The sequence below is a fragment of the Candidatus Bathyarchaeia archaeon genome (assembly GCA_038873195.1).
Classification (GTDB): Archaea; Thermoproteota; Bathyarchaeia; order Bathyarchaeales; family Bathycorpusculaceae; genus DSLH01.
Genome location: JAVZEV010000001.1, coordinates 533844 through 553996, shown reverse-complemented (window position 1 = coordinate 553996; position 20153 = coordinate 533844). Strand labels below are relative to the sequence as shown.

Sequence of the window (20153 nt, the reverse complement as noted above, 5' to 3'; positions counted from 1 at the left end):
AAAAACAGAAACCTTCTTTTCCTAACACACGTTCATCGCTGGAAAATCTACTTAGACAACGAAGGCAATTATTGGCTGTATGCTTTCAGTCCAGACGGTAAAAAAATGGTTGCAAAAACAAAACTTAGAAAATGCGATAAAACAAACATCTTAGCATTTTGTCTAGCTGACATTTACGGAACAAACATTCCCAAAAGAATATGGATTCCCAAAGAAATCAGAGAAAAAGCTTCAATCATTGCAGACAAAATAGAAAATGTGATTATCTAATGATTCCCTTTCAGACTTCAACCCAATTGTGCCACAACTGTGGCAAAATTCCCATGCTTTTGACTAGTCTAATAGGGCTATATACAGAGATGATTAAACATGACCGAAGAATGCTTAATAGTTGAATGTCCAAAATGCGGAGAAAAAGCAATCAAACACGGAAAAAGAGACGGAATACAACGTTATAGATGCAAGAACAAACACGTGTTCACATTAGAAAAACCAGAAAAACAAAAACCTTCAACAATAGAAAAAACCAAAGAACCAGAACAGCAAATTACACCAGAACCGCAACAAGAATTCTTTTCAGAACCACAACCAAAACCAGAACAACAAGAACAAGAATTCGTTTCAGAACAGCAACCAGAACAACCACAACAACCAAAACAGCAAGTAAAACTTCCACCAACACCACTACACATTTTCACGCCAGAATACAACCCATTTGTCAAATGGCTTTTTGAAGGAATGGAATCTTGGGCTAAAATTTTCGGGTTAATCAAAGAACAAGACAAAGAAAAACAACAAAAAGAATACGTTTAACTCTATTCCAACCGATTATTCCGTTTTTTCCCGTTTTTATTTGAATTTCTGAACGTTTAGTTTTTGTTTTGTTGTTTAAAAGTGTCTTAGAACAGGCTATTTTATTGGTTGGTTGCTGGTTGGTTGGTAAACGTTCATTCACGAAAGGTTGACTATTCTAGGAAACCATTTTTGCCGTTCATTCCGTAAATATTTAGCCAAAAGCATAGCCTCCTCAAAAATTAACGTTTCAATTTCACATTTAAAACCATGTTTTATTCTAGGAACATCTACTTTACGTTTAAAATAACCATGCAATTCAACAAGAAAATCTTTAGTTTTCGCATTGTTAAGATAAATGCGTTTTCCCAGCTTATCTCTCGAAACAATTTCTGTTTTGCTTATGAAGTCTTTAAGCTTTAAGTCTTGAGCATACTCAATTACAAAATCATCAACCAAATAACGGTAAACTTCTTGGAAATCCAACACTAAACTCGGCTTTGAATATTCCAATGCGTGAACAAACCCTAGAAAAGGTTCTAAATGAGTTTTAATTAATGCTTGATAACATTTGTAATAGAGTATTTCATAAGCCAAATTGAAAAGGTTGTTAATTCCGTCATACGCTTTATATGACCGTCTGCGTTCAACCCTTAAAGGTTCTGGAAACAACTGAAAAATCTGGTTGAAGTATTTTTTGGTGTGTTTTCCTTCAATTCCTATTAATTTTCTGCGAATTTCCATTATTTTTTTGCTTTTTAAAGCATTAATCCTTTCTCTTAAACCAACAATATCATGCTGTTTCAACCCGTATTTCTTAAGTATTTGATTTTGACCTTCAATTTTAGCTTTCAAAATTGTTTTGGCTATTTCAATGCTTTTTCCATTTTTAAAAGCTTCATACTGGCAAATTCTAGTTTTTACGTGACTGTCATCATCTAAACTTTTAAGTATAGCAACGGGTTTACCGTTCCGAGTAGCCACCAAAACGTCAATATCCCAATAACCAAAAGACGCCAAAACACCCGTAGAAACCATGTTTCCACTCATCAAAACAACTTCTCCGATTTCAGCTTCTAACTGTGGAAACTTCTTTATGTTTCCATGTCTGTCTTTAAGAATGTAACATCCCTTCTGCATTCCCAAAAAACATCCATAATCAGACAGAATAATCTTTTCTGCTTTCTCTTTTCCCATTTCTCTTATCTCCATTGTTATTTAGGAAATACCGCTTTAATAAAAGTTTCTTTTTCAATTTAAAGGGAATAGAACACGGGTTTCTCTAATTGGAGATAAGAGAAATAGGTTTTCAGAAACCCATTTAACCCATGTCCTATTCCCAAATAACCTAAACACCTAACACCAAATTTTAAACTTTAAGTTTTCAAAAAGGGAAAGGTATGGAAAACCGTAGGTTTTCCGATTTTTTTGGGTTTGGGTTTGGGATAAAAATTTTAACACTGTTGATATTTCAGAGGCTTTTGATGGTGAATTCGCAGTATGGGTCTCCTTTTGCAATGCATTTGGTTTCTTGAACTTTCACGTCTTTTTTGAAGAAGCGGGTGAAAAGTCCAGCAATCGCGCCTCTGTAGAATTGGCTGTAGGGTTTTCCGTTGTTTTCGCTTAGTTCGCATTCGAAATTTTGGTGTATTCGCACTCGAGCCGCTCTTTTTTCTACATCTATTCTTATTTTGTCAATTATTCCCCAGCCTAGTGTCATGTTGACTGCTTTTGCAACTTCGACTATATCCTCCAGATTTTCTGAATTGGCAGCTTTCATGTATCTGTCATAGATTTCAAAACCTACTGCAAATCCTTCATAATATAACATGGCTTCGCCTGCTGAACCAAATTTTCTTCTGACACCATTAAATAATGCTTCGTAAACCGACCTCCGGAATATAACAGCTCTTTCATCTTCTGCGATTAGTGGAAAAAAGTAACTATCAAAAATTATGCCTTCTCTTTTTGGTTTTATAATATGAGCAGTTTTAATGAATTTTTGTTTTTTAACAAGTTCCAAAGCTTTTTCTGGAGTAGTCTTTGAATTTGAGAAATCTATAAATGCTATTGCAGTGATCGTGGGTTCATGTGCTTTTGGCATGGAAATCTGAATGTATCGAACTATAACACCGAGTTTTTCTGCCAACTCAGCGATTTTTCGAAGCACACCCTGCTCTATTTTCGATTGGATAATGATGCCGTAAATTTTTTGGTTTTTGTCAAAAAGTATTATTCTTCCCATGTTTAACGGTTCGTAATATTGTTGGGTTGTTTGCTGCACACCTTTCCAGATGAGTTGGTAGGTGCACAATTTGACCACCCACAGTAGTTACTTTCCACAAGATACGCTACGACATATATACTTTATTAACTGAAAATAAATAACCAAAAAGTTAACCTCACAGACACAAGTAAGTGTGTTTATAAGAGTTCATTTATATAGCTTAAATTCAGTCTATTTTTGACTCGGTTAACATCCATGAACCGTCACATGCTGCAGTGTTCAAATAACTTAAGCCTTCTCGGCAAGTTGCAAATTTTATATTGTATTTTTCAGCAATTGCGCCCAGAGTCTTCATTAATTTTAGCCGTAATTCCTTAGGCAGAAGAAAGTATCCCCCTATTTTTTCGCCTTGCTCAAAATAGAGTGATTTTAATTTTTCCGCGGTTTTCGGCATTGCAGCACTGAATCTTTTCCAGTTATCTGGTTTTACTTTGTATGTTGAGGCTGTTATGTGCTTGACACCTATCTGTGCGAGTGTTCTGATGAGATTTTCACTGTTCTCGTTTATATGTGGAATTATTGGGTCTATGCGTACACACACGGGAATGCCTTTATTGGCTAGTTCTTCTGCGGCTTTCAAACGTTTTGATGGGAGCGGCGCATTTGGCTCGATGATTTTTGCAGTGTCGTCGTCTTCTATTGTGATGGTTAAAGCAACCATGGAAGGACGTTTTCGTAAAAAGTCAATGTCTCTGACGACTGATGAAGATTTTGTTATTATTTGAATTTTACAGTTGCTTTGGGTTAGAATTTCCAAGCATTTCCGCATTAGACCAGTTTTTTCTTCCAAGTTAGGGTAGGGGTCTGAAGAATTGGAAATTGAGATTATTTCTCCTTTTAGGCGGGTAGCTTCTCTTCTTAGTTTTGGAATTAAATCTTTTTTTGGTCTGCAATCATGAAACTTTGGAATATAGCTTGAGGCATAACAGTAAACACAATGATGGTCACAACCAGTATAGGGATTAAAGGTCAATTTAGGCGGACAAGTACAAAACTTAGAACGCCAAGGGTCAAATTTGGAAATCAAAGCCACAAGATTTCACTGTGAACATTCTAGGATAAAACGTCAACAAAAACCATTCGCTCCCTAATCTACTAACGGAATTTGAATATGGTGCGGGGGGTTAGGTTTATACTGTCATTTAAAACTGTCAAGTCGTTCTTTTACAGTAATATTTTTAAACTATCCAATCGTGCACTATGTTAAACCGACACTAATTACTTTGCAAACAACAAAAAAAGAGGGGATTGTATGCAGTTAAAGACGCTCATAGCGGTGGATTTATTGGCAGCTGGAACAGTAGGAGTAATTTTCGCCATGATCAAAGAATACAGCCTAGCCATTTTTCTCTCAACATTCACAGCTCTTGCTCTTGGTGCGACACTCGCCAAAATATCAAGAAGAAAGACGATTTTACAATGGTTCGAAGATGAAGAATGCAAGTCTCTGGAATTGTTTAGAGAAAAGCTTGCCAAGGAAGGGGTCATAGAACTAACTCAAAGTATTGCCAAGGGAAAAAATTTCCAGGAGGCAGTAATAAAATTAATGGACTACTAACACTTATTGAGGATGATGCCAAAGTAGTAACGATTAATGGACGAATTTACGCCATTCACCGAGCAACCCTAACCGAAATACTTGATATGCTCTCCAAAAATGAGAAAAAAATAGCTCAGCTAACAGAGACTCAACGCCGAATTCTTGATATAGCTAGCTCCGCTAATGCAATATTACATAAAGACGGAAAACTACAAGTGAATGAAAACGATTAGTATTCTTTTGAAAGTTTAAAACATGATAGACGAATAAACGCATGGGTAAACACCAACTATTTAACCAAACACAAACTATCAGTCTATCAATGCAGATATCCTTTGCAAAGAAACCTTAGTCTATATTAAGCACATTACATGCCCTACGCCCAAAATCAAGCCAGCTAAAATAACCTCAAAGCAAACCTTAATTCAGATGCATGAATGGGATTCAAATCCACACTTCATTTCTAATTACGACCACAGCAACAACAAAATACAACAAATATTTACTCACAAGAAAACATAAACCACACAGAAGAGCAAGAAGTTCAACTTATATATAAGGGAGGGGTCTAACGCTACAGAGCACAAAAGCATTAAAAGCCTCGGGCGGGCGTCGATCCCGCGACCTACGGCTTACAAGGCCGTTGCTCTACCTGGCTGAGCTACCGAGGCAACCACGCGCAATACGCACACGCATTATTCCTAACATCAAAAATAAAAACCTTAACCATCAAAAACCACAATCAAAAACACTTAATACCTACGACGTAACCCTTATATGTGCGAAAGCAACTTCAGAAATATTTTGGCTACATTACTTTAAGCTATAGCCATCAAAAACATGCACCTCCCCATCACCTTGATAGGGAGCGAAGCGGTGAATGAGCAACAAACGCTCATAATGACACCATGCACAGGCAAATCCACACACCCACGTTAAGGTTTCACCATCAAACGCCAAACAAACACCGCCAAAAGGCCCGACATGCTACGCCGTCTGGAGGATGGCTCGGCTTGAGCGCTGAAGAAGGGCGCGGCAAACCGCGAAAGGCCCCGGGTAAGCGCATGCAGCCTTAGAACCGGGGATTCCTCAATGGGACTTCCTACCATGGTTCTTCGGAACCGTGGTGCTCCCACATGGGAGCGGGAACCCCCCGAACTGAAGCATCTTAGTAGGGGGAGGAAAAGAAACCAACTGGGATTCCCCTAGTAGCAGCGAGCAAAAAGGGAAAAGTCCAAACCAAATCCCACAGGGAAACCTGCGGGAGATGTAGTGTTACGGGTCCAGCTTCCTCCTCACTGGCGAAGCCGAAGTGGCCTGGAAAGGCCCGCCAAAGAGGGTGAAAGCCCCGTAAGCATAAACCAGAAGGAGCTGAGCTGGAATCCCAGAGTATCGTACCCTGGTTTGGGTGCGAGAAGTTAGGAGTCACTAACTTCCAAGACTAAATACGCCTCAAGACCGATAGCGCACTAGTACGGTGACGGAAAACTGAAAAGTACCCCGGAAGGGGGGTGAAAAGTGCCTGAAACCAGACGGTTACAGACGTGTGCAGCCCGGAAGGGCAGATTCCTCCCAAAGGAAACCGTCGCGAGACGGCAGTACGAGGGAGGAGGACCAGGGTTGCACGTTCCGTCTAGAAACACGGGCCGGGGAGTTCACGGCTGTGGCAAGCCTAAGGGCTTAAACCCGAAGGCATAGGGAAACCAACAAGCGCGCAATCCTCGCAAGAGGACGAGGCGCGGAGTCTGAAAGGGCTCGGAGTCACAGCAGTGAAAACTAGAAACCGGGCGATCTAGCCCTGGGCAGGGCGAAGCTAGGCGAAAGCCTAGTGGAGGCCCGCAAGGGTGCTGACGTGCAATTCGTTCTCCAGACCTGGGGCTAGGGGCTAAAGACCAATCTAGCCCGGTGATAGCTAGTTCCCTCCAAAGTGGGTCTCAGCCCAGTCCTGAGCGAGATGGCTGGTGGGGTAGAGCACTGATTGGAAAGTAAGGAGTCGAAAGGCTCCGCTTTTCTTTCAAACTCCGAATCCACCAGCGCCGTAGACCTCAGGAGACGGGTTACGGGGGGTAAGCTCCCGGACCGAGAGGGGGACAACCCAGACTGAGGTTAAGGTCCCCAAGTGCTGGCCAAATGTCAAACCGAAGGGCGTCGTCAGCCTTAGACAGCGGGGAGGTAGGCTTAGAAGCAGCCATCCTTCAAAGAAAGCGTAACAGCTCACCCGCCGAGGCTGACGGCCCCGAAAATGGACGGGGCTAAGCCAGCCACCGATACCTCAGAGCACAGCTTAACGCTGTGTTGGTAGGAGGGCGTCCTGGCTGGACAGAAGCTGGGCCGTGAGGTCCAGTGGACCGGTCAGGAGTGCAGATCCCGGCGGTAGTAACAGCAAAGAGGGGTGAGAATCCCCTCCGCCGAAGGGGCCAGGGTTCCCCGGCAACGGTCGTCAGCCGGGGGTAAGTCGGTCCTAAGGCATGGCCTAACCGACCTTGCCGAAAGGGAATTCGGTTAAAATTCCGAAACCACGAAGATACACGCGGCAACGCAAGCCTAGCGTCTGACGCTTTGGGGTAGGCTGAGCAAGGCTGTCGCCTTGTTTAACCGTATAAGCCTGGGGAGTGCCGTAATGGCGAGAACCAGGTGAAAGCGGGAATAGCCGCCCGTTTAGGGCGGTTCAGCTGATTCCTGGAGCCAGTGAAAAGGGCGCTGGGAAGGATTCTTCGTGACCGTACCTAGAACCGACACAGGTGTCCCTAGGCGAGAAACCTAAGGCGTGTCGGGTATACACTAATGCGAGGGAACTCGGCAATTTAGCCCCGTACCTTCGGTATAAGGGGTGCCTGCTGTTTCTGCCTCTGGCTGGAATGGCAGGTCGCAGTGACAAGGGGGTCCCGACTGTTTAATAAAAACACAGGAAGCCGCAAGCGCGAAAGCGTGTGAACGGCTTCTGAATCCTGGCCAGTACAGGTACCTGAAACCTGGGTACAACCGGGCTAAGGGCCTGCAAACGCCGGGAGTAACTCTGACTCTCTCAAGGTAGCCAAATGCCTTGTCGGGTAAGTTCCGACGTGCATGAATGGATCAACGAGGGCCCCGCTGTCCTCGCGTAGTACCCGGTGAATCCACATAACGTGGACGAACAGTCCACGATCTCCCAGCGGGAAAAGAAGTCCCTGTGGAGTTTTACTGCAGCCTGCCGCTGGAATACGGCTGCGGATGCAGAGTGTAGACGGGAGCCGTCGATCCTGGTTTCTCCGGGAACTGGGGGAGGCGAAAATGGAACACCGTCCTTCTGCAACCGTGTTTCTAACCGGCGCCTTCGGGCGCTGAGACAACGGTAGGTGGGCAGTTCGGCTGGGGCGGCACGCCCTTGAAAAGATATCAAGGGCGCCCTAAGGTCGGCTCAGACGGGACAGAAACCCGTCGTAGAGTGCAAAGGCAAAAGCCGGCCTGACTGGATCCTCCACAGTAAGGGATCCAGGGGCGAAAGCCGGGCTTAGCGATCATCCATGTCCCCTTTGGTGGGGGCTGGATGTGTCAGAAAAATTACCCTAGGGATAACAGGCTCGTCGCGGGCGAGAGTCCCCATCGACCCCGCGGCTTGGTACCTCGATGTCGGCTCTTCCTATCCTGGTCCTGCATAAGGGACCAAGGGTGAGGCTGCTCGCCTATTAAAAGGGAACGTGAGCTGGGTTTAGACCGTCGTGAGACAGGTCGGACTTTATCTGCTGGGAGTGCTGGCTGCCTGAGGGGAAAGGGTCCCCAGTACGAGAGGAACGGGACGCTGTGGCCTCTAGTTTACCGGTTGTCCGATAGGGCAAACGCCGGGCAGCCACGCCGCTGAGGATAAGGGCTGAAAGCATCTAAGCCCGAAGCCTCTCCCGAAAATAGGCAGCCATTCCCCTTTTTTGGGGACGAGGGCTCCCATAGAAGATGGGTTTGATGGAGCCGGGGTGTACGCCGGAAGACTTCGGTCGACTGGTTTAGCCTGCGGCTTCCAACCGCCTGAGGTGTTGGGCCGTTAATGGTGGTGTTTGGGCGATTTTGTGATTGGTGGAAAGGGGTGTGTTGATTTGTCTGTGTGTGGTGTTGTTATGTTTTGTTTTTGTTTGTGTTTGGGAGTGTGGTTTTTATTTGGGTTTTGTGAATAGTTGGTGTTTCTGGAAGTTTGTGGGAGGGCGTTTGGTTTGCGGTTGCGTTATGTTGAGGCTTTGGATGTTAAGCGATTGGTTGATGAGATTGTTGAGCGGTTGGGTTTGTTCCATGTTGTGCCGCAGTTTGTGTTTTGTTATCGGAGTTTTGGTTCGGAGAGTAAGCGTGTTGTTGCGCGTATTCATGGGTTGAGTAGGATTTGGCAAGAAGTGTTGGGTAAGCCTGCGATGTATGTGATTGAGGTTGTTTCTGAGCGGTTTGATAGGCTTAGTGATGTGGAGAAGGAGAAGGTTATTATTCATGAGTTGTTGCATATTCCGAAGGGGTTTTCTGGGGGTTTTCGTCCGCATAAGGGTTTTGTTGAAAGGGCAGAAGTGGAACGACTGCATAAGTTGTTGGTGAAGCAGAGGAACACGAAAGAGTAGATTCTGCTGGAAAAGCAAAATTTTTTCTCTGATATGTAACGTATCTTTTGTGCTCTGCGCAGCTATACCCCTCCCTTATATAGGTTGAATTATGGATTAGAATGCAAGAGGAAAAATTTTAAGGCAACAGGCGATAAAGACTATTTTATGCCTGAGTTTACTTTTGAAGGAACAGCCAAGTGGAAGAGCGGGACAGAATGCGACTTGTCAATAAGAGGCAAACACATTGTCACGGTTAGTCCTCCACCAGAATTCGGCGGAAAACAAGGCTACTGTGTTCCAGAAGAAATCTTTGCTGCTTCATTAGCCTCATGCATGAACACGATTTTCCTATTAATCGCCAAAAACTCTCAGTTAGCTCTGAAAAATCTGGAAACAAAAACAACTGTGAAAATGAACGTTGAAGGTCTTGAAAAGCTCATCTTCACGCACGTTCACTTTGACATGACAGTTAAGCTGGAAAAGGATGACGAGTGGAACCGCAAAAAAGCGAATACAGTCTTTAAAATGGCTGAGAAAGTATGTCCGCTTAGGCAGTCGTGGGGAGAAAAAGTCCCAATAACGTTTAAGCTAACCTTTCAATAGGACTTCGGCAAGCCTAACACGTGCTGTCCAATAAATGCTAAAGCCATCTGATGCGTGACAGGCGCTAAGCGTATCAAGTTTACTTCACGCCACCACCGCTCAACATCGTACTCCACCGCATAGCCATAACCGCCAAAAGTCTGCATCGCATGATAAACAGCACTAATTCCCGCATCTACAGCAGCAACCTTAGCCATGTTCGCCTCAGCGCCGCATTCTTGTCCCTTATCATAAAGCCAAGCCGCCTTATAATTCAGCAAACGCGCCGCTTCAATCTTTGCCTTAGCATCAGCAAGCGGAAACTGAACAGCCTGATGCGAACCAATAGGCGCGTCAAAAACTTTACGCTCTTTCGCGTAATCAACCGCTTTCTTAATCGCCAAAAGCCCAATACCGCAAGCAGCAGCAGAAAAACTCATCCTCTCCGGATTAAGCGTGTCCAAAACAAAATACCACCCCTTATCCACCTCGCCTAAAAGACAATCCTTAGACACTCTAAGGTCACTAATATACATTTCAAAAGTCTTCGAATAGTTAATTCCATGCTTCTCTATCGGGATAATCTCCACAGCAGGATTAGGCAAATCCACAACAAAAAGGCTTAAACCCAAAGTGCGCTTGGCAACCTTGTCCACAGGCGTGGTTCTCGTCACAAGCAACATTCCCTTAGCTCTGTCAGCACCAGAAATAAACATTTTCTGACCATTAACCACGTATTCTTCCCCTTCAAGTTTGGCTGTGGTGCTAATGTTCAAAGTGTTCGTTCCAGCATCAGGCTCCGTTAAAGCCAAACAAAACTCCATTCCTTTAGCAATTTGCGGCAAATACTTCTGCTTCTGCGCCTCATTACCATGTTTAACTATTGATAAACCACCGAAAACAGAGCTTAAACACAAAAACCATTCACCAGCTAACCCGCAACCTTCAGAAGCCAAAGTTTCCATAGCCAAAATCATCTCAAACATGCCCATGCCACCGCCACCATACTTTTCAGGAATCACAATGCCCGGAAAGCCCGCTTCAACTAAACTCTTCCAGAAATCCTCTGGAAACTCGTGCTTCTTGTCCTTCTCACGCCAATATTCAGGACCAAAATCCCGCGCAATATCGCATGCTGCTTCAACAATCATTTTCTGCTCGGCTGTTAAGTCAAAATTCAAAGTCATCCCTCACCCAAATTCGCTGTTAAGTATTGGCTAAAAGCTTCCATCTAATTTTAAACTTTCGCCAAAAAATCGCAAGAAATAACGAAGCAGTTGATTACAACAGAAAAAAGAGAAAGTTTGCGTGCGCTTTATCCTGCTAATGCTCCGCCTATAAGTCCACCAATAGCAGCTATTATCGCTCCAAAAATGCCGAGAATAACCGCTGCAACCGCCACAAGCAACCCTAACAAGAAGCCTATAAACCCACCAAGCAATCCGCCCAAAAGCCCGCCTAAAGCAACCAATCCAATAGCTATAAGCACAGCAATTATGAGCCCTCCCAAAATTCCAGCGAGGAAACCAGCCAAAACACCTTTCCACACGCCCTTAGCTATCAGCCCAGCAACTAATCCGCCAATAAAATGACCAATTATCGGAAGCGCCCACCCAATAGCAACGATGACCACAAAGCCTGCAAAAGCTCCAAGCCACAAACTACCAGAATTATTTCCCAAAGCCAAATCTCCAAGCGCATATGGTATTTTACATGAATAAAACACTTTGCATGATTTCAGCGCAGACCGCACGCCGTAAATGCTCTATAATTCTTATATAAATGCACGTGAAATAACAAAATACACTTCACTCTAATTTGTCGGAATGTGCGTTGGATGAGAAAGACAATATTCAAAAAACTTGAAGCGCAAGGACTAATAGCAAACTACAACCATTACAGAAAAAACCTGCCTCCGAAACTTCCAGAAAGAGTCTTCATCTGGGACGAAACCCTGAGAGAAGGCGTCCAAACACCCACAGTATATCTAACATACGTTGAAAAGGTTAAACTCGCCAAAATGCTGGATGAAATGGGCGTAGCCCTTATAACCGTTGGGTTTCCCGCAATCTCTGAAGAAGAAAAAGGCGACGTTAGAAAAATCGCAAACGAAAGCTTCCAACAAGCACGCCTCGCAGCATCTGCACGCATAATAAAAAGCGACATAGACGCTTGCCTAGAATGCGGAATAAGAGAGCTTATGATATTCACGCCTTTCAACGGGCTGAACCTTCAATACAGACTAAAAATGACAAAAGAACAAGTGCTACAGAAAACTAGCGAATCAATAGAATACGCAAAAAAACACGGCGCAACCGTAAACTTTGTTTTAGAAGACGCAACAAGAACACCAATAGAAGAGATTATACAAATCTTCGAAACCGCAATAAAAGCAGGAGCAAGCCGCCTAGTAATAGCTGACACTGTGGGCTTTCTAAGACCCCTATCAATGCGCTATCTGATTTCGCACATAAGAGAGGAACTTCTACAAAAAACCAAGAAGGAAATCCCACTTTCCATTCACTGCCACAACGACTTCGGCTTAGCCACAGCAAACACCCTAGCAGCAGTTGAGGAAGGCATAGCATACGTTCACACGTGCATTGCAGGGTTTGGAGAAAGAGCCGGAGTCGCACCATTCGAAGAAGTAGTTGCCGCATTAGAACTGCTCTACGACATAGACACGGGCGTGGACATGAAAAAACTTTACAGACTCTCGCAGTTAGCCGAAAAAAGCTTCGCATTGCCAATACAATATCACAAGCCAATAGTAGGTGACAACGCATTCTCATACGAAGTCGACGAACACATACACGGCATGCTTGCTCATCCGCTCATATACGAACCCTTCCCGCCAGAAATCATCGAGAGAGGAATAACATTCTTTTTCGGTAGACAAACCGGAAGACAAACAGTAGAAAGCCGTTTGGCATCCGCGGGAATTAAAGCAACACCATGGCAAATAGACGAGATAGTAAGACGAGTAAGAACAATGCAAGAAAGCATGGACAAGGGCGGAGCGCAAATGACGTTTTACCAAATCAAAAAATTAATGCGAGAACTAAGAAAAGGGTTAACGGAAGAGGAATTCTGGAGAATCACAGAGCAAATCACGAAACAAAAACCTAAACTTCCAACACCCACTTGACGCCTTTAGCTTGTTGCCTTGCAATCGTTGAACTATTCTTTCTGAAGCTCCGGAAGAATCTTCTCAAAATAATCAAGAGATTCCGGATTAACCAAAGCCTCTCGATTTATGACAGGCTTGCCATGAATTATGTTCCAAACGGCAATCTCAACTTTTTTCATGTTAAAAGTGTAAGGAATGTCTGGCGCTTCAATTATTAAAGCTGGCACGTGTCGTGGAGAAGCATTTTCCCGCAGGCTTTTCTTAATCTTATCTTTCAAAGCCTCTGTTAGGCGATATCCCGGGGCAATTTTAACGAATAGGATTATGCGCTGGTCTCCCTTCCATTCCTGCCCCACGGCTAGACTGTCAGCGATTTCTGGCAGTTTCTCCACTATGTTATAAATTTCAGCCGTACCTATGCGCACTCCAGAAGGCTTTAAAACAGCATCAGAGCGTCCGCAGTGAGTTACGCCGCCCGTGTCGCCGTGGATGATTATGAAGTCACCGTGCCGCCACACGTTCTTATTCGGATAAAATCTGAAGTATGCATCCAGATACTTCTCGTTGGTTGGGTCGTTCCAGAAATAAAGCGGCATTGAAGGCGCTGGTGCTTCGCAAACAAGCTCCCCCTGCTTATCAACCACGGCATTGCCCTTTTCGTCATAAGCCTTAATTTTCATCCCTAACGCTGGAGCTTGCAGTTCACCAGCGTATACTGGAAGGGTTGGGCTTCCAGCTGTGAAACAACCGTTGATGTCTGTGCCGCCGGCTATCGAATTAAAATGCAAATCCTTTTTGATTGCTTCGTAAACGTACTCGAACCCTTCTGCTGACAATGGCGAGCCAGTCTGGGAAATTTCCCGAAGCGAAGACAAATCATAGTTTTTGCATGGCTGAACGTTTTGGCTTCTTAGAAAGTTTATGTAGCTTGCGCTGCAGCCAAAAATGGTTATCTGCTCATCTTGAACTAACCGCCACATGGCATCAGCGTTTGGATAGCAGGGGTTCCCGTCATACAAAACTATGGTGGCTCCCACAGCTAAAGAGCTCAAAAGCCAGTTCCACATCATCCAACTACAACTTGTAATATACATGATTATGTCTTCACGTTTCAAATCTGTGTGAAGCATAAGCTCTTTTAAATGGTTAATGAGGATTCCGCCTGCTCCTTGCACCATACATTTTGGCTTGCCAGTTGTTCCAGAAGAAAACATAATGTACACGGGATGGTCAGAAGGCAACTGCTCAAACCTAATTTCTGGACGCTTCTCCTTCGACAAGAAGTCCTCGTAATATGCAGAGTGAGGAATGCTGCTGATGTCTGGCTTATCTTCCGTGAACGAGGCAACAACAACCTTTTCTAGCGAAGGAATCTGCCCAGCGATTTTTTCCACATTAGCCAAAATGCTGAAGGTTTTTCCTTTATACCAGTACCCATCAGCCGTAAACAAAACCTTAGGCGCAATTTGACCCAAACGGTCCAGCACTGCTGAGGCGCCTAACTCTGCACCACATGAAGCCCACACTGCACCGACGCTTGTTGCAGCAAGCATTGCAGTAGCTGTTTCGATTAAATTTGGCATGTAGGCAACCACGCGGTCTTCCGGAGCAACGCCTATCTCTCGTAGTGATTTGGCAAGACGAGCAACTTTATTGTATAATTCTGCATAGGTTATTTTAGCTGTTTTCCCGTTTTCGCCCTTGAATATGAAAGCAGTGTGGTTGTCTCTGTATCTTAGAAGGTTTTCCGCAAAATTCAGCCTTGCTCCAACAAACCATTTTGCTCCAGGAAACTTGTTTAAGTCGTCAACGACTTTTTCGTATTTGCGTGAACATATGACCTTACCGAACTCCCACATGGCGGCCCAAAAATCTGGTATGTTCTCGATTGACCAGTTGTAAAGTTGAAAGTAAGAACTTATCTTCAAAGAGTACTTCTTGTTAACGAAATCAATAAACTTGGTCATATTCGCCTTTTCTATGCGTTCCGCAGAAGGTTTCCAAAGCAGTTTTCCCATAGTCCTATCCCATGCAGCAAAAACTCAACTAAGCTTTATTTCTCGGTATGTAAATGCCTTGAGGGTCTATTTCCCTAAGAAGCTTAAGCTCTTCATAAGTTGGCAGTTCCGTTGTCGGCACTTCTTTTGGCACTATTAAGTCGAAGCCGCTGTTTTCCAGCACTTGTTTCACTGAAACGCCTGGATGAACCGCAGCCAATCTGACTCTTTTAGTCTGCGGGTCAAAGTCCATCTGACAAAGATTAGTAACAACAAGCGATGGACCGCCACCGCGTAATCCAGCTTTTTCTCTGGCGCCTGGTCCGTTTATGAAGCCTGGGCTTGTCATGTAATCGAGTTTTTTCACCATTTTTCTTTTTTCATGCGTCATTATGATTACTATGCGTTTGGCTGATGAGACTATGTCGTTTCCTCCGCCGCTGCCTGGTAGTCTAACGTTTGGTTTTTCGAATGGTCCTATGTATGTGGTGTTTATGTTTCCGTATTCGTCGATTTGTGCTGCGCCTACGAAACCAACATCCACGTGTCCGCCTTGTAGCATTAAGCCTAATGTTTCGATTAATCCGATTGCGCCTGATGCGCGGTAGCCTAGTCTTGAGTCAGCTATTGATAGTGCGATGTCTATGGCGTTTGAGTCGATGAATCCGGCTTCGTAAACTATTTTTGCGTTTGGCGCGTGTGTCCGTTTTGCTAGCATTGCAGCTATCATTGGCAGTCCGGTGCCTATGAAGACGACTTCGCCGTTTTTTATTGCTCTTGCTCCGCAAACAGCCATGAGCTCTAACGTTGTGAATTCGCCGAGTTTTGCGTATTTTTTCTTCATTTTGTTCTCTCTCCTTTTTTCTAGTATGGAAGCGGTCTTTTGGCTTTGAGTTTTTGTAGTTTTTCGTTTCCGATTTTTCTTAGGAATTCCTTATGGTCGTCTACGCTTGTTATGTATTCATTGCAGTATTTTTGCCAGCCTTCTTCTGTTTTGCATTGCTCGTAGTACATGCGGATGTGCTCCATGTCGTAATCGTAATAATTGTAAACCATCATTGGATACGAGCCCCATGGACATTCAACAACATGCGTAACGTAAATGTTTGGTATGACTGTTTGGTCTGGTTGAGAGCGGATAAATTCTGTGTCAACGATTTCTTCAGCCATAACAATTAGTTTTTTGCCGGCTCTTGCGCCTTCTATGTCTTCGCCTTTTATGCCGTCTATCTGAGCATTGCCTTCACGGTCAACACGTGAAACATGGACTATGCTGAAGTCTGGATGGACGGAAGGAACCAACACGACTTTCTCGCCAGTGAAGGGGCAAGTGATTACTTCTGCCTTTTTGGGTCTAAATCTCTTTTTTGCAAGCAAATCTGTGCCTAACATGCTTTTCAAAGGCATGAAGGGAACGCCTAATGCTCCGCCAAAGAAACGCAGAGCCATAGCCAAATTTGTGTAATCTTCAATTTGAATTGCGCCTTCGCGGACTCTTCGCTGAATATTTGGTGCTAAACCTATGCCTTCAATGGCAAAAAATGCTAGTTCAAAGTGTGAAACCACGTAGGCGCCAGAGAGTATGTCAATGTCCATTTCGGAACCGCAAGTGTAGATTGTAAGGTTGCGCTTTTTCTGTCTCACAAGTTCATGTGCAAAAGCCATGGGAGGACGTTGAAAGCCGAAGCCTCCCCAGAACAAATGCGCGCCGTCTGGAACAAGCTTTACTGCTTCCTTCAGAGTTATTCGTTTGTCTTCTGCGGCTGCTTCCACCAAATCTTTCTCACCTATATCGGTTTTAGAAAAGCATTAACCTTATCCTACACATAGATTTTTCGACTAAAAACCCAGCCATTTTGAGATTTCCGTTTCCTTTTCTGTTTCCAATTTGATGCCCATCGGATGAAAAGTTTGATTCAGAGCAGTTAGCAAGTTTCGAATGTAATCTTCAACGTTTATTTCATTTAAGCTTTTCACAAACTCAGCCGGTTTTACAGTGAAGTTTCTTCCTTTATAATTGAATGATTTCACTTTTACAAACGAAACTGTGTCCCACCTTTCAAGTTTCTTGCCAGAATCTATCAGCTGCAGTGCACATTGGTATTGCTGCGCGGCAGTTTTCATCTCCGCAACTTTCTCGTTAGGGTCAAAATAAAGCCTCACCGTATAAACCAAATCTTCCAATGTAACCCGTCTACTCCTCAAATCATCAACAGCCTTTTTAACAATATCTTTAATCACTTTCTTTGCTTGCTCAAAATCCTCAAGATTCTTAACTGTTGAAAGCGCCTTAACGCATTGTTGAAAAACCATGTTGATGAACTTTGGAGCGTTAGACTTTATGGGAGTGACTCCTTTAATATCCGGCGTTCCGTCTGGCAAGATTCCGAAATAGGCTTTTTTTGCTTTAGGCAAAACGCATAGGTTATAGCGTTTTTCCACAGCCAAATCCAAATTGAATCTTTCTTTTACTTTTTTGATTAGCCATTCCACTTGCTCGTTTGACGCGTTATCCAAGAAGATGCTGTCTGTGTCGCCGTAAAGCGGTCTCAAACCCTTTTCTTCTGCCATTTTCCAAGTTTCCCTAAGCGAGTAGCGACTGTATCCAGTTATTGCATCAGCAAGCGGCGGACAAGCAACACCGTGAATGCGAACGGTTACACCGTAACTGGAAACCAAAATAAGCTTCAACAGCTTCGCTGCTACGCTTGCCATTTTCCGCTCTTCTTCAGGCAATGAAGCGTCCTTGGCGGCTGGCTTGAACAGTTTTATTCGCAAGTCCTTTAAAGCGCCAAAGAGAACAGAATAAAAACCTCTCCGTTTAGTGCACACGTAATAGTCAACTTCTGAAATCTTGTTACCTCTGCATTCTGTGTGTGCGCAATCCACTGTCTCGTAGGACAAATTGAAACTGTCAATACAGCTGGGATATAGACTCTCAAAATCGCAGACAACAGTGTTAAAGTAAACGCCGGGCGTAGGCGAAACAGTTAATGCTCCAATAACTCTGTGCGTGGGCTTTCCACGTCTAAGCTCTTCCGAAGTGGGAATGAGGATGCCGTTCTTTCTCAAGTGCGTATAAATTATGGATTTTATCCAATCGCTAACGCGTCTACTGGTTAACGCTTCATTCAAGGGAATATTCGCTATTCTAGAAAGCATCCACGCAGAATAAACCCTCTCTTGGTCTATCTCCTTAACGCCTAAAATCTCTGGGCTTAGGTGCGGGATTGATTGAGAAAGAAGCGTGTACCAATAGAAAATCTGCGCATACTTCAAAGGATCTTTCGCTCTGACTTCGCTGAAAATTTTCTCAAACTTTTCCTTCGCTTCAGCGGAAACTTCCAAAAACAGCCTCAACGGCTCTTCGGAATGAAGGGCTCCAAAAACCAAACCATTATCATAAACATACGACCTTGAAAATTCAATTTCGCCCTCCCAAACCTGCCGCATTCGTCCAACCGCTTTCAGGGCAATCTTCGGATTCAGCCAAAAAACTTTCCCAAAAATCTTCTTTTCGCCACTGAAAAGTTCTATTTTTTCTGCAGTTTGGAGGTTGCCGCTAAAATATCTGATGACTTCCAAATCTTCGTTTGTTGGCGGATAAGGTATGAAGAAATATGGTTTATATTTGTCATCTACGACTTCCTTGATTTTTCCATAGGCATCAAGAAACTTCAGCTTTACCGCGTTTGTCTCCGTCACTGTCGCGTCGAGAAGATAAAAAGAGTTCAATACTTTTGTGCCCCATGTAAGCCTAACTGTTTCCAAACAGTGACAAGTTCTTCTTCCGTTAAGTCCTTAGGATAATTGAACATGGGACCGCTTGGCTTCTCGTTATAATAGGGACGGTTACAGCTTGGACATCCAGAAGTAAGGAAAGGTTCGCCTGTTTGGGCAATCTGCCACAACACCTTCTCATCCACACCGAAACCTTGTATGTTTCCTTCTTCATCAAAACGCATATTCCCGTATCTGGCTATCCCATGAACTATTAAATGCCTAGCAATTTGGATTCGCCTGTATCTCTCAATTGGCGGTTGAGCTTTGTTTTCCAAAGCCGTTCCGCTTATCGGCGTAAAAGCAAAAAGCGCCGGCAAAACACCCATGTCCACGCATGTTTGAATGGCTTGAACCATTTCCTTTTCTTTTTCTCCCAGCCCAACAATCAAGTGTGTGCTAACCTTACCCTTTCCAAAAACATTAACCGCCTCATTCAACAAGTCAAACTGTCGTTTCCAATTGTAAGGTCCTCCAGCACCCGTTCCTTTAACCTTGTTAAACAATTGCTCTGTGGCAGCGTCTAATGGAATCCCTATCCTTTCTACACCCGCCTCAGCTAACCGCCTCAAGTTGTCACTGTTAAGAGGCTGACAAGAAATTGAAATCGAAACATTAACTCTTCGACGTATCGCTTTTACAATGGCTACCAAATCATTAAAGACGCGTGGATAATTCAAGGCTTGGACGCAAACACGTTTGACCTTGCCACTTTCGACGGCACTCTCGATTCCATCAAGCACTTTTCCAGTTAAGAAAATAGGCCATGAAACTCTAGAAAGCATGTCTGCTCTACCATGGCTTTCTCGAGCTTGCGGACAAAAACTGCAATTTGCACTGCATTTATCCTTTCGATACGTCATTAAATAAATGGTTGTTGGCGCAGCGTCAAGCTTACCCTTCAAAAGCCCGAGAACAATGGCTGAACCTAACGAAACACGAATTCGCCTTGGCAGATCATCAGCGGCAGTCACTCGTTTACACGCCCTTTTACGAAATTAAATAGGCACGGCTTGGCTTAATATCTGTTACAATTGTTTTTTTGCTAAAGATTTTGAATTCACAAATGATTTATCCAAACCGCATAAAACAAGGACAGTGGCGTATGCAGATGCGAAAATCAAAACTTGAAACCTACGAGGATATTCTAGGCGCAATAATAAAGAAGCCCCTAACCATCGACAGCATAGCCTACGAAACCAACATGGACTGCACCATTGTCGAACAGCGTCTAAACTCTCTAATCAAATACGGACTCGTCCAAGAGCGCATTTCCGGCACAAAAACACTGTATGCAATCACAGAAAGAGGCGCAACCGTTTTCAAAACCCTCAGCTTCCAAAAATACCTCGAAAAAGTAACAAGCGCCATTAAAGTGATGGACGAGGCTTTGCAAGTCGTTCCAACACTTTCAAAACAGGTTGAAAACGAAGAAAAATAGAATCGGCGAGAAAAAAACGAAAACTATTAAGCAGGCAGTGAAGGGTTTCTT

General features: G+C 43.9%; 17 protein-coding genes, 1 tRNA gene and 1 rRNA gene. 8 read left to right on the top strand and 11 right to left on the bottom strand.

Features of this window, described 5'->3' with window-relative positions:
- Positions 1-105: 105 nt before the first annotated feature.
- A complete protein-coding gene (locus QXW63_03140; GenBank protein MEM3460890.1) occupies positions 106-270 on the top strand; it encodes a hypothetical protein in 165 nt (54 codons plus the stop codon).
- A gap of 99 nt (positions 271-369) precedes the next feature.
- The gene (locus tag QXW63_03135) at positions 370-813 is read left to right on the top strand and encodes a hypothetical protein (protein ID MEM3460889.1); all 444 of its coding nucleotides are present in this window, start codon (positions 370-372) and stop codon (positions 811-813) included.
- Positions 814-951: 138 nt separating this feature from the next.
- Here QXW63_03135 and cas1 read toward each other — a convergent pair whose 3' ends face one another.
- The 3 genes from cas1 to QXW63_03120 form a co-directional block, all read right to left on the bottom strand.
- Positions 952-1989, bottom strand: coding sequence for a CRISPR-associated endonuclease Cas1 (gene cas1, locus QXW63_03130; protein MEM3460888.1), 1038 nt, complete (start codon positions 1987-1989; stop codon positions 952-954).
- Positions 1990-2263: 274 nt separating this feature from the next.
- A complete protein-coding gene (locus QXW63_03125; protein ID MEM3460887.1) occupies positions 2264-3106 on the bottom strand; it encodes a V4R domain-containing protein in 843 nt (280 codons plus the stop codon).
- A 139-nt stretch (positions 3107-3245) separates the two neighbouring features.
- On the bottom strand, positions 3246-4112 hold the full coding sequence (locus tag QXW63_03120; protein MEM3460886.1) for a radical SAM protein: 867 nt from the start codon (positions 4110-4112) through the stop codon (positions 3246-3248).
- Positions 4113-4331: 219 nt separating this feature from the next.
- Here QXW63_03120 and QXW63_03115 point away from each other — a divergent pair, with 219 nt between their 5' ends.
- Positions 4332-4637: a hypothetical protein gene (locus QXW63_03115; GenBank protein ID MEM3460885.1), complete on the top strand. Its 306-nt coding sequence runs from the start codon at positions 4332-4334 to the stop codon at positions 4635-4637.
- Positions 4638-5216: 579 nt separating this feature from the next.
- Here QXW63_03115 and QXW63_03110 read toward each other — a convergent pair.
- Positions 5217-5290 (bottom strand) — tRNA-Thr (locus QXW63_03110).
- A 304-nt stretch (positions 5291-5594) separates the two neighbouring features.
- Between QXW63_03110 and QXW63_03105 the strand changes: the two genes are divergently transcribed.
- The 3 genes from QXW63_03105 (at position 5595) to QXW63_03095 (ending at position 9775) form a co-directional block, all read left to right on the top strand.
- Positions 5595-8634, top strand: a 23S ribosomal RNA gene (locus QXW63_03105).
- Positions 8635-8800: 166 nt separating this feature from the next.
- On the top strand, positions 8801-9190 hold the full coding sequence (locus QXW63_03100; GenBank protein MEM3460884.1) for a putative metallopeptidase: 390 nt from the start codon (positions 8801-8803) through the stop codon (positions 9188-9190).
- Positions 9191-9337: 147 nt separating this feature from the next.
- Positions 9338-9775, top strand: coding sequence for an OsmC family protein (locus QXW63_03095; GenBank protein ID MEM3460883.1), 438 nt, complete (start codon positions 9338-9340; stop codon positions 9773-9775).
- Here QXW63_03095 and QXW63_03090 read toward each other — a convergent pair.
- Both QXW63_03090 and QXW63_03085 read right to left on the bottom strand, forming a co-directional pair.
- A complete protein-coding gene (locus QXW63_03090) occupies positions 9769-10935 on the bottom strand; it encodes an acyl-CoA dehydrogenase family protein (protein ID MEM3460882.1) in 1167 nt (388 codons plus the stop codon). The genes QXW63_03095 and QXW63_03090 overlap by 7 nt on opposite strands.
- A 134-nt stretch (positions 10936-11069) precedes the next feature.
- Positions 11070-11435: a DUF5518 domain-containing protein gene (locus QXW63_03085; protein MEM3460881.1), complete on the bottom strand. Its 366-nt coding sequence runs from the start codon at positions 11433-11435 to the stop codon at positions 11070-11072.
- A 156-nt stretch (positions 11436-11591) separates the two neighbouring features.
- Between QXW63_03085 and aksA the strand changes: the two genes are divergently transcribed.
- Positions 11592-12902, top strand: a complete 1311-nt coding sequence (aksA, locus tag QXW63_03080; protein MEM3460880.1) for a homoaconitate hydratase — start codon at positions 11592-11594, stop codon at positions 12900-12902.
- Between the two features lie 32 nt (positions 12903-12934).
- Here aksA and QXW63_03075 read toward each other — a convergent pair whose 3' ends face one another.
- From QXW63_03075 to QXW63_03055, 5 genes are all read right to left on the bottom strand, one after another.
- A complete protein-coding gene (locus QXW63_03075; GenBank protein ID MEM3460879.1) occupies positions 12935-14902 on the bottom strand; it encodes an acetoacetate--CoA ligase in 1968 nt (655 codons plus the stop codon).
- A 28-nt stretch (positions 14903-14930) separates the two neighbouring features.
- On the bottom strand, positions 14931-15725 hold the full coding sequence (locus QXW63_03070) for a CoA-transferase (GenBank protein MEM3460878.1): 795 nt from the start codon (positions 15723-15725) through the stop codon (positions 14931-14933).
- Between the two features lie 20 nt (positions 15726-15745).
- On the bottom strand, positions 15746-16654 hold the full coding sequence (locus tag QXW63_03065) for a CoA-transferase (GenBank protein ID MEM3460877.1): 909 nt from the start codon (positions 16652-16654) through the stop codon (positions 15746-15748).
- Between the two features lie 66 nt (positions 16655-16720).
- Positions 16721-18652 (bottom strand): DNA polymerase domain-containing protein, encoded by a 1932-nt coding sequence (locus tag QXW63_03060; protein ID MEM3460876.1) that lies wholly within the window; start codon positions 18650-18652, stop codon positions 16721-16723.
- Positions 18613-19635 (bottom strand): radical SAM protein, encoded by a 1023-nt coding sequence (locus QXW63_03055; GenBank protein MEM3460875.1) that lies wholly within the window; start codon positions 19633-19635, stop codon positions 18613-18615. The genes QXW63_03060 and QXW63_03055 overlap by 40 nt, the downstream gene beginning before the upstream one ends.
- Before the next feature lie 137 nt (positions 19636-19772).
- Between QXW63_03055 and QXW63_03050 the strand changes: the two genes are divergently transcribed.
- Positions 19773-20102, top strand: a complete 330-nt coding sequence (locus QXW63_03050) for a winged helix-turn-helix domain-containing protein (GenBank protein MEM3460874.1) — start codon at positions 19773-19775, stop codon at positions 20100-20102.
- The last annotated feature ends 51 nt before the right edge of the window (positions 20103-20153 follow it).